Origin of the sequence: Nocardioides marinus, from assembly GCF_013408145.1 — a bacterium.
GTDB lineage: Bacteria > Actinomycetota > Actinomycetes > Propionibacteriales > Nocardioidaceae > Nocardioides > Nocardioides marinus.
In genome coordinates this window covers 44241-57868 of the sequence record NZ_JACBZI010000001.1, presented here as the reverse complement: position 1 = coordinate 57868, position 13628 = coordinate 44241, and the positions used below count along the sequence as shown (strand labels likewise).

Below are 13628 nucleotides of genomic sequence, written 5' to 3'. Positions count from 1 at the left end.
TCAACTTGTTCGAACACTTGTTCTAACGAAAGGTAGGTCGATGAACGCATCGCGAAACGACGACAAGCAGCCGGAGCACGCAGAGGAGCAGGCGCCGGAGGACACCCAGCGGCCCGGGCAGGACAGCGAGAGCGACGACAGCGCCGCCGTGGACGACGACGAGTTCGAAGAGACCACCGAGACGACGTACGAGCGACTCCCCGGAGGCGGCCACCGGGTCACGCGGCGCACCACCCGGCGCCGCGTCACCACCACGACCGAGGACATCGACGAGCACGTCGTCGAGGACCTCCCCGCCGACGCCTACCGCGCCCCGGCCGCCGCGGGCCACCCCGCCCCCGTCGGCTGAACCGTCCCAGTCATGAACCTCACCGACGCGGCCCCACAGAAGCCCTCGACCAGTGACCAGGTGCTGCCGGCAGGGTGGCCCCGCAGGCATCCGGACCGGTTCGCTGCCGAGTGCGCCGCGCTGGACGCCGCAGGATGGACCTACGAGGTGCAAGACGCTGAGGACCGGGTGACCTTCACGGTCCAGTACCCGCTGCCTCATCAGGGCTCCCGTGCGGAGCTGACCGTCTGGTTCCCCGGGGCCTACCCGCACTTCCCGGCCGAGGTGTACGACCGCACCAACGCCACCGGAGCCGTGCGGCACCGCGACCCGGTCACCGGTTTGCTGTGCCTGGCCCACGACCGGGACCACCGCCCAGAGGAGCTCTTCGCTGACGTCCTCGCTCGGCAGATGTCGAAGTTGCTCGTCGTCGAGAACCTGGTCGCCGACGACTCCATCCGCGCTGACCGCGCTGAGGACCCGGTCTGGGCTGTGCACGCCGGCCTGGAAGAAGCCACGGTCGGGTACGGGCTGGGTACAGACCGGCTGTCGGCGACGGTCGTGGTGGCCGATGTCGCCATCCCCGCGCACCTCGACGGAGGAGCGCTCGAGGCCCGGTACCCACACGGCCTGGTACGCCAGGGGCGCCTCGCCACCGGTGTGGTCACCCACATCTGGGGCGACGACTTCCACTCCGAGCTCAGCTCGGTCGGCATCCGCAGCGAGTTCCCCGTCATCGAGGTCGGCCGCTGGATACGAGACCCCGACTACCGCGTCGGACAGGACGCCGAGGAGGTCTGGGCGCGCATCGAGCCCCTCCTTCCGCCACTCGAAGAGGCACAGGCCGGAACCGACCACCAAGCCGGGACCGACCGCGACCCGGACGGCGCTCAGGACCCTGACCGGCGCGCCACGGAGACCATCGGACTCCTCGTCCCCGAGACCGAGACGGCCTACCGTCAAAGCGGGGAGTCGTGGGTGTTCCTGCACCGCACCGTCCTGACGCTGACCTCGACCGGCGCTCCGGTCGAGGTCAGGTGGCTCGCCACCGCGGCACACCTGAACACCGAAGCCGTCCACCACAGGACCCCTGACGCCGCGACCCTCGCCAGCAAGACCGCCGTCCTCGTCGGGTGCGGCGCCATCGGCCACCAGATCGCGACCGACCTCGCCCGCACCGGCGTGAACACCCTCCTCCTCATCGACGGCGACGACATCGACCCAGCCACCGCCAGCCGCCAGCACGCCCCCCTCCTCGCAGCCGGCCACCAGAAGGCCACCGAACTCGCCACTTCCCTCAGCGCAAGCAACCCCGCCTGCGACGTGCGGGCGTGGGCAATGAACGTGCAGATACTCTGGGAGAAGCACACCGGGAAACGGGGTCAGGTCGCATCCGCGACTCGAACCGCGATCGCCAAGGCCGACCTGGTCATCGACGCAACCGCCAACCCGAACGTCACCTCGTTCCTCGGCGCCATCCGCCGCGACCAGGGCCGCCCGTTCCTGGCCGTCGCCGGTACCGCCGGCATGTGGGGCGGCTGGGTCGCCTGCCTCGACCCGGCACGCGCGACCGGATGCGTCGAGTGCCTCACCCACCACCGCTCAGACCCGGCCAGCCCCCTCCCGGTACCACCAGCCGACCCGGCCGGGTGGGTGAACCTGCCGCGCTGCTCCGAGCCCACCTTCACCGGCACCAACGCCGACGTCGCCACGATCGCGCACCACGCCTCCCGCATCGCCGTGCACCAACTCGTTCACGGCCAGCCGTTCGGCGGCGACTACCAGGTCGCCGCGCTCCGTTCGGCAGACGGCCAGCCCCAGCCGGTGTCGTGGAGCACCACATCCCTGCCGCCACACCACGAGTGCCTCTGCAACGACCAGGACACCCCTGCACATGTCGAGCAGCTCCAACTAGCCCTCATCTGGTGACCAGGAGCTGCTGCGCCCGGCTGTCTCGTTGTTGGGTCAGTCCAGGGTGAAGGTCTTGCAGTACTGCGAGGTCACCCACTCGCCCTCGTTGACCTGCACCGCCGTGGGTCCCTTGAGGGTGGCGCCGCGCAGGTAGGAGTCAAGGTCGGCGGGCTGCCGGGAGGCGTACACGACGCAGTAGCGGCCATCGTTCGGCGACGGCCCCTCGGAGCGGTACAGGCCGGGTGCGACGTCCTTGCCGACCAGGTAGGTGCCCTCGCCGAAAGACGTGGCGACCGACGGAGTCGGCTTCGGCTTGGGCGTCTTCGGCCCCTCGGGGTCGAGCCCGGAGAAGTCGAGGACCTCGTCGCCCATGCCGTCGCGGTGCAGATCGCGAAGCTGACCGACAGACGTCGAGGTCACCATCCAGTAGATGTCTCCCTCGACACCGACAAGCACGGAACTGGGTTCGTAGCCCGGAGCGAGACGTGCGCGCGCCATGCGCTGCCAGGTGCGCACTTCGGCATCCCTCTTGGTCTCACTCTCGAACACGCGAAACCCGCGCTCGCGCTTACCGAACTTGTTGCACGCCAGCGCCTCGAGCGCCCTGCTTGCGGGCCCCAGCGCGTCGCTTGGCCGCGCGCACCCCAGGGTGCCGCTCATCGACATGAGTTGTGTCGCCGTCATTGGAGCCGAAGAGGCGGCTACCTCTGAGGCCGGCGTGCCAGTGGGCGTGGCGTCGACGGTGACCGTCACGGTCTCAGGGGTGGGCCCTGTCTGAGCATCTCCCGAGCAGGCAGCCGCCACGGGGAGACACAGCAGCAGGGGCAGGAGAGGTTGCACGCGACGCACGGGACCAGTCTGCGGTAGCTGGTCCGCCCGGGGCGGCAACTTGCGGACACGGACTCTATCGGGCAAGACGAAGCTGGCTCCGCTCAGACAAGAGTCTGGCGACGGCATGTCTGTGACCGCTGCGATGATGCGTCGAGGAAGCGCTCTACTTCCCGTGACCGCCTCTGGAGCCCACCTTGGCCATCCCGTACCCCTCCGACCGGACCACCAGCTGGTCGAGCGCCGGACAGGACCGCGACCACCGCAACGCCCTCGCGACCCAGGTCATCCTCGAAACCATCGACGAGAGACCAACCTGGTTCGACCTGCTCGACCGCATCGCGGCGCGTCTGCGTCTGGACCTGAACAACCCCGCGGAGAAGCCCAAGGTCGCCGATGCGCTGCTGGCCGCAGAGATGGACCTGGAGTGGACCGGCGAAATTCTCTACCGCCCTGACGGCTTCTTCGAACGGTTCCCCGCCGTCGGCGGCCCGCCGGCTGTCGAAGAGGCAGGACTCCGAGCGGTCGCAGACGACGTGCTGCGTCTCGGGTGGCCCAACCCCGGACACAAGCCCAGCCGGACCATCTGGGAGTGCTTCGTCGAACTCGACGGCCGCTACCGGCACTGCGACGTGTACTGGGCGATGCACAAGCACCTCAAGGGCCACAAGCTACGAGTGGTTCGCGCCAACTGGATGCTGCAGGACGACATTCCGGCCCTGCTCGCCGACCCAGGGCTCACCGCCGATGAGCGCCTGGAACTCGAGCGAGAACTCGAAGCAGACCTGGTTGCCCGCTACGTGACCTGGCTGGGCCGGCGCGTCACCAAGAAGCGGTTCAGCAACGGCCGCGAAGCAGACCTGTACGACAAAGACCGCGGCCTGGTCATCGAGGCGAAGGCCAACCACCTCGACGACGTGCTCGTAGCGCACGCGATGGGCCAGGCCATGTACTACCGGGTCCTCGACGACCTGCCGCTCGACACCAAGGTTGCCGTTCTGGTCCCGGGTCGGCCCCGTGAGGACGTCCTCCGCCTGCTCGACCACTACGACGTCGGCATCATCTACCCCGACGGTGACACCTTCGTTGAGACCATCCGCCCCTGACAGGGTGCAATGCCCGCCGTGACCACACGGCGCTCTACCGCAGACGCAGGGCTGCCCCCAGGCCATCAGGCCTGGGGGCAGCGGTGACCTTCACGGAAGGTCTCGTCGGTGAAGAGCCTCGTCGGGTCGACGGGTGTCGGTGAGCAGCTCGTAGCCGTTGTTCTCGACGAGCTCCCAACCCTCGGCTTCTGCGTCTTGGAGGTAGCAGAGCTCGAGGCGCACGTCCTCGCGCGCCACGGCGTCCGGGCTATCCCACGTGTCCGCGTTCCAGGTCGGCGGCGCATACGGGGCGGCGTAGAGACGCTGCTCGAGAAGGCCGGCAAGGATGCGGCGCTCGGCCGGGACAAGGCTGACGTCGCCGCGGCGGTTGGTGGCCACGAAGTGCGGCTCGTCCGGCTCCACGTCGCACAGCATCAGGCGCTGGCTGCGGGTCAGGCGGTCGAGGACGGCAGGTTGTCCGCGGAGGAGCTTCACGACGCCGCTGGGGTAGCCGACCACGAGCGGCAGGTGGACGAACCGGGGGTTGTCCGCTCCGACGGTGACTGTGCGTCCCCGTCCCGGGCGCGGGAACGGCGTGAGGGGGTACTGGGGCACTTAGATCGCGCCTCCTCTGCATCGGTTGAGCGACCCGTGCGGGTCGCGTTGCTGCAGAGGGACCGTCGTGGCACCGGGCCGCCCATCAAGCCCGCGAGTTTCCTGTCTGGAAGGCGTCCCGGCGGGGAGTTTCTCCGCTGGAATGCCGAGCTTCCCGACTGGAAGGGAGTTTCCTGTCTGGAGCTCGGGAAACTCCCGCTGGAATCCGCACCTCCCCGACGACGATCCGGTCTGGGCGCATGCGCAGCGCCTGGCGCACCAGCGTGTGCAGCGGCAACGCCCCCGAGCCCTCGAGGTTGGCCGGACGGGCCTCGAGCGAGACCACGTGCGGGTGGGCAGGCGCGAGCTCGGCGGCGTCCTCGACGACGACGATCCGCTCGGTGGGCGGGACCAGGCCGAGCAGCGTGGCGAGGACGGTGGTCTTGCCGGTGCCGGTGCCGCCGGTGACGAGGAACGCGGCCCGGGCGGCGACCAGCGCCGTCAGCAGCCGCTCCATCTGCGGCGGGGCGTGACCGGCCGCCATCAGCTCGGGCAGCGAGAAGGGCCGCCGCGGAGGCAGGCGCAGGGAGATCGTCGTGCCGGGCCGGGCGACGGGGGCCAGGACGGCGTGCAGCCGGGTGCCGTCGGGCAGGCGCAGGTCCACGCAGGGGGAGGCGTCGTCGAGCCGGCGCCCACCCAGGGAGGCCAACCGCTGTGCCAGCCTCCGCACCGACTCCTCGTCGGGGAGGTGCACCTCGGCCCGCTCCAGCCCGGAGCCGCGGTCGAGGTAGACCCCGCTGGACCCGTTGACGAGCACGTCGGTGACACCGGGGGTGGCCAGCAGGCCCTGGAGCGGGCCGGCGCCCTCGACGTCCCGCACGAGGCGGGCGTGCACCGCCAGCACCGTGTCGTGACCGACCGGACCGGCTCCGCGCAGCGCCTCCGCGACCGCGTGCGGCGTGAGCGGGGCGGCGGCTGCGGCGAGGTGCGCCCGCGCCCGCTCGACCAGCGCGACGGCGGGTTCGCTCATGCCGCGACCCTGCCCTGCAGGCGCAGCCGGTCGAGGACCGTCCCGGCCGCACGGCCCAGCGGCCCCCGGAAGGAGCGCACCGGCCCCATCCCGAGGTCGACGGCCTCGTCCATGCCCCGTTGCGAGACCATCGCGGCCAGCACCGGGAGCCCGGTGGCCCGGTGCGCCGCGTGCTCGTCGGCCGAGCGCCCCCTCAGCACCAGACCGGCACGGCACGGGTCGTCCAGCCCGGCCACCGCACGCACCGTCGAGGCCACGCCGGCCACCGTCGCCGGGACCACCACCACCAGCAGGTCGCAGTGCGCGGCCAGCTGGTCGCGCACCGAGCCGAGCCGCGGCAGGTCGACCACCACCACCTCGTGACCCCGGCGCGCCGCGGCCAGCACCTCCCCCACCTGGTCGGCCTCGGGCAGCCGCGGCACCGCGGCCCGGCGCCAGGTGAGCACACCGAGGTGACCTCGGCGTGGCACGCCCTCCCGCAGGTCGCGGGCCGCCAGCCGGCCGTGCGACCCGGCCAGCTGCTCCCACCCGACCCCGTCGACCTGCTCCAGGCCCAGCACCCGGTCGACCCCGGGACCCAAGGGGTCGGCGTCGACCACCAGCGTGCCGCCGGCGCGAGCGGCCACCTGGCCCAGCGCCGCCGCGAAGGTGGTGGCGCCGGCCCCGCCGGCGCCGCCCAGCACCCCCACGACCCGTCCGTCGGCCGTGGCGTGCTCGAGGTCGGCGAGCGCGGTGGCCAACCAGCCGCCGGCCACGGGCAGCTCGGCCACCTCCCCGACCCCCAGCTCCAGCGCCGGGCGCAGCAGCTCGGACGGGACCGGCCCGCTGCTCACCAGGACCACCCCGGACCGTCGGGGCGGCCTCAGGTCGGCCGTCGACGGCACCAGGTCGGCCCCGAGCAGCACCAGGGGCGCGGTCTGCCACCGGCGCAGCAGCCCACCCCCGTCCACCACGGGCACCACCCCGATGCCCACGGAGGCAGCCAGTCGCTGCACCTCGGCGAGCAGGTGCGGGTCGGCGGTCGCGAGCAGCACGGCGGGTCGGTCCATGCGGGCAGCCTGTCCCGCGGGGACGCCGGCCCGGCGGCGTACGCCGAGGGCTGTGGAGGAGGATGCGACACGCGGCCGCTGTGGACGCGTGCGGGGCCGTATGCTCGCCCCATGCCGGCAGCGGCCTTCTTCGACCTCGACAAGACGATCATCGCCAAGTCGAGCACCCTCGCGTTCAGCCGCCCCTTCCAGGCCGGCGGGCTGATCTCGCGACGGGCGGTGCTGCGCTCGGCGTACGCCCAGTTCGTCTACCTCGTGGGCGGCGCCGACCACGACCAGATGGAGAAGCTGCGGCAGTTCATGTCCCAGCTGTGCGCCGGGTGGGACGTCCAGACCGTGCGCGACATCGTCGCCGAGACGCTGCACGACATCGTGGACCCGCTGGTCTACGAGGAGGCCGTGGAACTGATCGATGCCCACCACCTCGAGGGGCGCGAGGTCGTCATCGTCTCGGCGTCGGGCACCGAGGTCGTCGAGCCCATCGGCGAGCTGCTCGGGGCCGACTCCGTCGTCGCCACGCGCCTGGAGGTCGAGGACGGCCGCTACACCGGCGAGATCGCCTACTACGTCTACGCCGAGGAGAAGGCGAAGGCGATCCGCGAGCTGGCCGAGACCCGCGGCTTCGACCTCTCGGAGTGCTACGCCTACAGCGACTCGGTCACCGACGTGCCGATGCTCGAGGCGGTCGGCCACCCCTTCGCGGTGAACCCCGACAAGGAGCTGCGCCGCATCGCCGAGGAGCGCGGCTGGACGGTCCTGGTCTTCGACAAGCCCGTGGCCCTGCGCTCGCGGGTCCCGGTGCCCTCGGGGCCGACCCTGGCCGCGCTCGCCGTGGGCGGCGCGGTGGCCGTCGGGGGCGTCATCTGGGCCGGCGCCCGCAAGCGCGCCGCCGGCGCCTGAGGCGACCTCGACCCGCCCCGACGCGGGCCCCTGCCACGCGCGGACGCCCCGCGCAACCTGGTCCGCACCGGTCGCGACGCGGCCCCGCAGGTGGACCGGTCGACCAACACCAAGACTCGCCGAGAGGGGTTGTGTCGCCCGTCACATCGGCGTACACATGAGGCACGACAACTCCACAGACGTACACGAGGCCCGAGGTACCCACGCGGCGATCTACCCTTCCTACAGGGTGCCTGTCGAGTCGGGATACTCCCGCGGCAGCAAGTTGATGATGCACGCCTGGTAGCCGGCGGTGTCTCGTGTCAGCGGTGGCCTCCGGGGCGTGTCCCCGGGGGCCACCAGCATGTCCGGCCCCTCAGGAGCGCAACGGCGAGGCGTCGGCCCCGGAGGCGAAGGCCTCGGGGGCGTAGAGCAGCCAGGAGTGGATGCCGGAGTCGTCACCGGAGGCGTAGCCGCGCAGGTTGGACTCGTAGGCCGCCCGGTGCGCCAGGTGACCGGCCTCGGGGACCGTCAGCGACGCCGGGTCGACACCGCGCGCCACCAGCACCAGCCGCTCGGCGGCCCGGGCCACGATGCCGTTGTGGCTGGGGAACGGCGCGGCGGTCGCCAGGTCGGCGTGCACGAGCGCGGCCACCATCAGCGCCGGCGCCTCGGTCTCGGCCAGCAGCACCTCGGCCAGGGACCGCAGGCGGTCGGCCGAGGAAGCGTCCCGGGGACGGCCACGACGCTCCTCGGGCAGGGAGCTCGCCGAGGCGAGGGCGTGGATGCGGGCCAGCGCCTGCAGCGGCGAGCGTCCCAGGACCGGCACCAGGGACAGCAGCTCGGTCGAGACCCGCACCGCGTCGACGGCGATCGCGTCACCGGCACCCTCGGCGACCTCCTCGAAGGTCGAGGACGACCCCTCCAGCACCGCCGAGGCGTGCGCCCCGCGCAGCAGGGAGGCCGCGGTCTGCTCGGGCGAGGTACGCCGCAGCCCGCGGTCGCGCAGCAGGGCGTCGATGCCGTCACGGGTCGCCGCGAACGCGCTCGGGACTCCCTCGAGCGACACCAGCCAGGACATCGGGTCGGCGCTCACGTCCCGGAGGCTACCCAGCACCTAGTCTTGGCCCGATGACCGACCTCCAGCCTGGCGCGGACCCGAGGAGCTGCTTCGGGTCGGTCGCCGACGCCTACGACCGTGGCCGCCCGTCGTACCCCGCCCCGGCCGCGAGCTGGCTCGTGGGCGAGCAGCCCGCGACCGTCCTCGAGCTCGGGGCCGGCACCGGCAAGCTCACCGAGGTCCTGGTCGGGCTCGGTCACGAGGTGCACGCCACCGACCCCGACAGCGCCATGCTGGAGCGGCTGCGCGCCCGGCTGCCCCTGGTGCGGGCCACCGTCGCCGGCGCCGAGGAGATCCCGCTGGCCGACGCCAGCGTCGACGTGGTGGTGGCCGGCCAGGCGTTCCACTGGTTCGACCTCGAGCGCGCCCTGCCGGAGATCAACCGCGTCCTGCGCCCCGGCGGTCACCTGGCCCTGGTGTGGAACCAGCGCGACGAGCGGGTCCCGTGGGTGCGCCGCCTCGGCGCCCTGCTCGGCGACCGGGACCAGCGCACCGACCTCGCCGACCCCCTCGAGCACAGCGGCCTGTTCGGCTGGGTCGAGGAGGAGACCTTCAAGCACCGCCAGGTCATCGACCGCGAGAGCGTCCTCGACCTGGCCCTGTCCCGCAGCAGCGTGGCCACGCTCGACGAGCGCGGCCGCGAGGCCAAGCTGGCGCAGGTGCGGGCCTTCTACGACGACTACGGCCGCGGCATGGACGGCATGCAGCTGCCCTACCTGACCCGCTGCTACCGCGCCCGGATGGTCGAGCAGGAGCGCACGCCCCGTCCCGGTGGCAGCCCCAGCACCACGGGCACGCCCGAGACGGTCGCCGAGGCGGCGCCGGAGGTCCACGACTCCCCCATGCTCGTGACGACCGGGAGCATCCCGCGCATCGACGTCGAGGTCGCCAAGGCGACACCGGCCTCCGTGCTCGACGACGACACCGCCATGCTGCTCATCGACTTCCGCTGAGGTCGTCGTGCTGCGTGCGACCGGGCGACCCTGGCGGCCCTGGCGCCGCGACCACCTCGGCACCGACGCCGACCGGGCGACGTTCCGCACGCTGCACACCGCGGCGCTGGCCTCACCGGCCCTGCGCGCGGGCCTGACCCGGGAGAGCGCCGAGCGCGCCGTACGCCACCTGCGGGCGCTGCTCGGCTCCTCGGCCGTCGCGCTCACCGACACCGGCGGGCTGCTCGCATGGGACGGCGCCGGCCAGCAGCACGCCGCCCGGGTGCCCGCGCTGGTGCAGGCCACGCTGGAACGCACCGGCTCCCGGGCCTTCGGCCGCGAGGACCTGCACTGCGTCGAGTCCGGCTGCCCGGCCCGTACGGCGGTGGTGAGCCCGCTGTTCGTCGAGGACCGTGTCGTCGGCACCCTCCAGGCCTTCGCGCCGATCTCGACCGCCGGCCTGGCCCGGGCGACCGAGGAGGTCGCGCAGTGGGTGTCGGGCCAGCTCGAGCTGGCGGAGCTCGACTCCTCGCGGACCCGCCTGATGGAGGCCGAGGTGCGCGCGCTGCGCGCCCAGATCAGCCCGCACTTCGTCTACAACTCCCTCGGTGCGATCGCCAGCTTCGTGCGCACCGACCCCGACCGCGCCCGCGAGCTGCTGCTGGAGTTCGCCGACTTCACCCGCTACTCCTTCCGCCGCCACGGCGAGTTCACGACCCTGGCCGAGGAGCTGAAGTCGGTGGAGCGCTACCTGCTGCTCGAGCAGGCCCGCTTCGGCGAGCGGCTGCAGGTCACGCTGTCCATCGCGCCGGAGGTGCTGCCCGTGGCGGTGCCGTTCCTGTGCATCCAGCCGCTGGTCGAGAACGCCGTGCGGCACGGGCTGGAGACCGCCGAGGCCGGCGGGCACATCCGCATCACCGCCCGCGACCAGGACCACGAGTGCCTCATCGAGGTCGAGGACGACGGAGCCGGCGAGGACCCCGACCACGTGCGGCGCGTGCTGGCCGGCGACCGCAGCGTGGACTCGGTGGGCCTGGGCAACGTCGACGGGAGGCTGCGCGCGGTCTACGGCGACGAGTACGGTCTGGTCGTCGAGACCGCTCCCGGGGCCGGCACGAAGGTCGTGGTCCGGGTGCCCAAGTTCGCCCCGGGGGTGCACGCCTGATGAACGCCCTGCGCGTCCTCGTGGTAGACGACGAGAAGCCGACCGTCGACGAGCTCACCTGGCTGCTGCAGCGCGACCCGCGCATCGGCGAGGTGCTCTCCTGCACCGCGGCGACCGAGGCGCTGCGCACCCTGCAGGAGACCGAGGTCGACGCGATCTTCCTCGACATCTCGATGCCGGGCCTCAGCGGGCTCGAGCTCGCCCAGATCCTCAGCCGCTTCAAGCAGCCGCCGCGGATCGTGTTCGTCACCGCGCACGAGCAGCACGCCGTCGAGGCCTTCGACCTGCAGGCCGTCGACTACGTCCTCAAGCCGGTGCGCGCCGAGCGGCTCGCCGAGGCGGTGCGACGCATCGGTGGAGGCGCCGAGGCACCGGTCGTCACCAAGGAGGTGCAGATCCCCGTCGAGCTCGGCGGGGTGACCCGCTTCGTCAACCGCAGCGACATCACCCACGTCGAGGCCCAGGGTGACTACGCCCGGCTGCACACCCCCACCGGGTCCCACCTGGTCCGCACCCCGCTCTCGACGCTGGAGGAGGAGTGGCGCTCCGCGGGCTTCCTGCGGATCCACCGCTCGCTGCTCGTCGCCCTGCCCCACGTCGGCGAGGTGCGGATGGAGTCGGGCCGTTGCTCGGTCGTCGTCGGCGACGGCACCGAGCTGGTGGTCAGCCGCCGGCACACCCGCGAGCTGCGCGACCTGCTCCTGCGGCGCGCGCAGTAGCCGGGGGTCCGGTGTCCGAGCGTCCGACCCCGCAGCGGGTGCGCGTCACCGGACCGCCGCGCCGTCGCCCGCCGATGGCCCGCAAGGGCGAGGTCGACGCGGACACCCGGCTCGGTGGCGTGTACGTCGGGTCGTTGCTGCGCGAGCAGCTGTGGCTGGCCGTGCGGACACTCGCCCTGCTCGTCGTGACCATCGGGTCGCTGCCCGTGGTGTTCCACGTGGCGCCGGGGCTGGCCTCGGTCCGGGTCGGCCCCGTGCCGGTCGCGTGGCTGGTGCTGGGCGTGGCGTCGTACCCGCTGCTGGTGGTGCTGGCGTGGCGCTACATCCGCAGCGCCGAGCGCAACGAGGCCGCCTTCGCCGAGCTGATGGACGAGGTCGAGCGGTGAGCGGCGGGCGACCGTGACCCCGGGGATGGACGCCGCCCCCGCCATGGTCGCCATCGTGCTGGTCACGGTGGCCACCTTGGCACTGGGTGCCTACGGGCTGCGCCTCTCGCGCACCACCAGCGACTTCATGGTGGCCTCCCGCGCGGTGGGTCCTCGGATGAACGCCTCGGCGATCAGCGGGGAGTACCTCTCGGCGGCCTCCTTCCTCGGGGTCGCCGGGCTGCTGCTCACCTTCGGCGCCGACATGCTGTGGTACCCCGTGGGCTGGACCGCCGGCTACCTGGTCCTCCTCGTGCTGGTCGCCGCGCCGCTGCGGCGCTCGGGGGCCTACACGCTGCCCGACTTCGCCGAGGCCCGCCTCGGCTCGACGGCCGTCCGGCGCGCCTGCTCGCTGCTGGTCGTCGGCATCGGCTGGCTCTACCTGCTGCCGCAGTTCCAGGGCGCCGGCATCACGCTGTCCAGCGCGGTCGGCGGGCCCGACTGGCTGGGCTCGCTGGTGGTCGGTGTCGTGGTCCTGCTCAACGTCACCGCCGGCGGGATGCGCTCGATCACCCTGGTGCAGGCCTTCCAGTACTGGCTCAAGCTCACCGCCCTGCTCGTGCCGGCCGCGGTGCTGCTGATGGTCTGGCTCGGCGACGGCCGCCCCGGTGCGACCACCCCGGCGGGCGACACCTTCCCCGGGGACGTCGTCGCCTGGTCGGACCCGCTCGCCGCCGGGGGCCCGCAGGGGCTCTACCTCACCTACTCGCTGATCATCGCGACGTTCCTCGGCACGATGGGCCTGCCGCACGTGGTCGTGCGCTTCTACACCAACCCCGACGGCCGCGCCGCCCGCCGCACGACGCTGCTGGTGCTGGTGCTGATCGGCTTCTTCTACATGATCCCGCCGGTGTACGGCGCGCTCGGCCGGGTCTACGCCCCCGAGCTGGCCGCGTCCGGCTCGGACTCCCTGGTGCTGGAGCTGCCCGGGCTGATGCTCGGCGGGCTGGGCGGTCAGGTGCTGACCGGCATGGTCGTCGGCGGCGCGTTCGCGGCGTTCCTCTCCACCTCCTCGGGACTGGCCATCGCCGTGGCCGGGGTGCTCTCCCAGGACGTGTTCACCCGGCCCTGGCGTGGGCGCCGGCTCTCCGGGGTGACCGGCTTCCGGGCCGGCGCCGTGGTCGCCGTCGTGGTCCCGGCCCTGGTGGCGCTCAGCGACTCCGACGTGGGGGTCGCCACCACGGTCGGGCTCGCCTTCGCCGTGGCCGCCTCGACCTTCTGCCCGTTGCTGCTGCTGGGCATCTGGTGGCGCGGCCTCACCACCGCCGGCGCGCTCGCGGGGCTGCTCACCGGCGGTCTCGGGTCCGGCCTGGCGGCCCTCCTGACGCTCTACACCACCCAGAACGACGGATGGCTCGACGTCCTCCTGCGCCGCCCCGCCGCCTGGTCGGTCCCCCTCGCGCTGCTGGTCATGGTCGTGGTCTCGCTGGCCACCCGGCGTACCGTCCCCACGCACGTCACCCGCTTCATGGTCCGCCTGCACACCCCCGAGGCCGTCGCGCTCGACCGCGGCTGACCCTCCTGGGACGTCATACGGACGGGACGTCCGCTGACGCGCGACGT

General features: G+C 72.7%; 14 protein-coding genes. 9 read left to right on the top strand and 5 right to left on the bottom strand.

The features are described 5' to 3' along the window. The first annotated feature begins 40 nt into the window (after positions 1–40). Entirely contained in the window at positions 41–349 is a 309-nt protein-coding gene (locus BKA05_RS00280) for a hypothetical protein (RefSeq protein ID WP_179529638.1), read from the top strand. A gap of 12 nt (positions 350–361) precedes the next feature. Then, positions 362–2257: a ThiF family adenylyltransferase gene (locus BKA05_RS00275; protein ID WP_179529637.1), complete on the top strand. Its 1896-nt coding sequence runs from the start codon at positions 362–364 to the stop codon at positions 2255–2257. 36 nt (positions 2258–2293) lie between these two features. Here the strand turns inward: BKA05_RS00275 and BKA05_RS00270 are convergent, their stop codons facing one another. Beyond that, positions 2294–2899: an Rv1352/Rv1906c domain-containing protein gene (locus BKA05_RS00270; protein WP_179529636.1), complete on the bottom strand. Its 606-nt coding sequence runs from the start codon at positions 2897–2899 to the stop codon at positions 2294–2296. Between the two features lie 365 nt (positions 2900–3264). Here BKA05_RS00270 and BKA05_RS00265 point away from each other — a divergent pair, with 365 nt between their 5' ends. Further along, positions 3265–4173: a hypothetical protein gene (locus BKA05_RS00265; RefSeq protein ID WP_179529635.1), complete on the top strand. Its 909-nt coding sequence runs from the start codon at positions 3265–3267 to the stop codon at positions 4171–4173. 90 nt (positions 4174–4263) lie between these two features. On the opposite strand, the gene BKA05_RS00260 is transcribed toward BKA05_RS00265, so the two are convergent. The 3 genes from BKA05_RS00260 to ssd form a co-directional block, all read right to left on the bottom strand. After that, positions 4264–4671, bottom strand: coding sequence for a hypothetical protein (locus BKA05_RS00260; RefSeq protein ID WP_179529634.1), 408 nt, complete (start codon positions 4669–4671; stop codon positions 4264–4266). A gap of 181 nt (positions 4672–4852) precedes the next feature. Continuing rightward, complete coding sequence (locus BKA05_RS00255; protein WP_179529633.1) at positions 4853–5776, bottom strand: ATPase, T2SS/T4P/T4SS family; 924 nt, start codon at positions 5774–5776, stop codon at positions 4853–4855. Next, positions 5773–6825, bottom strand: a complete 1053-nt coding sequence (ssd, locus tag BKA05_RS00250; protein ID WP_179529632.1) for a septum site-determining protein Ssd — start codon at positions 6823–6825, stop codon at positions 5773–5775. The genes BKA05_RS00255 and ssd overlap by 4 nt, the downstream gene beginning before the upstream one ends. Before the next feature lie 111 nt (positions 6826–6936). Here ssd and BKA05_RS00245 point away from each other — a divergent pair, with 111 nt between their 5' ends. Beyond that, entirely contained in the window at positions 6937–7725 is a 789-nt protein-coding gene (locus BKA05_RS00245; RefSeq protein WP_179529631.1) for an HAD family hydrolase, read from the top strand. A gap of 355 nt (positions 7726–8080) precedes the next feature. On the opposite strand, the gene BKA05_RS00240 is transcribed toward BKA05_RS00245, so the two are convergent. Continuing rightward, positions 8081–8800: a Fic family protein gene (locus tag BKA05_RS00240; RefSeq protein WP_179529630.1), complete on the bottom strand. Its 720-nt coding sequence runs from the start codon at positions 8798–8800 to the stop codon at positions 8081–8083. A 35-nt stretch (positions 8801–8835) separates the two neighbouring features. Between BKA05_RS00240 and BKA05_RS00235 the strand changes: the two genes are divergently transcribed. The 5 genes from BKA05_RS00235 to BKA05_RS00215 are packed head-to-tail and all read left to right on the top strand — an operon-like array spanning position 8836 to position 13581. Further along, positions 8836–9777 carry a class I SAM-dependent methyltransferase gene (locus BKA05_RS00235; protein ID WP_179529629.1) on the top strand — a complete coding sequence of 314 codons (942 nt, stop codon included), beginning with the start codon at positions 8836–8838 and terminating at the stop codon, positions 9775–9777. Between the two features lie 7 nt (positions 9778–9784). Further along, complete coding sequence (locus BKA05_RS00230) at positions 9785–10921, top strand: sensor histidine kinase (RefSeq protein WP_343045450.1); 1137 nt, start codon at positions 9785–9787, stop codon at positions 10919–10921. Next, a complete protein-coding gene (locus tag BKA05_RS00225; RefSeq protein ID WP_179529628.1) occupies positions 10921–11640 on the top strand; it encodes a LytR/AlgR family response regulator transcription factor in 720 nt (239 codons plus the stop codon). The genes BKA05_RS00230 and BKA05_RS00225 overlap by 1 nt, the downstream gene beginning before the upstream one ends. Before the next feature lie 11 nt (positions 11641–11651). Then, a complete protein-coding gene (locus tag BKA05_RS00220) occupies positions 11652–12026 on the top strand; it encodes a hypothetical protein (RefSeq protein ID WP_179529627.1) in 375 nt (124 codons plus the stop codon). 25 nt (positions 12027–12051) lie between these two features. After that, positions 12052–13581 (top strand): sodium/solute symporter, encoded by a 1530-nt coding sequence (locus BKA05_RS00215; protein ID WP_179529626.1) that lies wholly within the window; start codon positions 12052–12054, stop codon positions 13579–13581. The last annotated feature ends 47 nt before the right edge of the window (positions 13582–13628 follow it).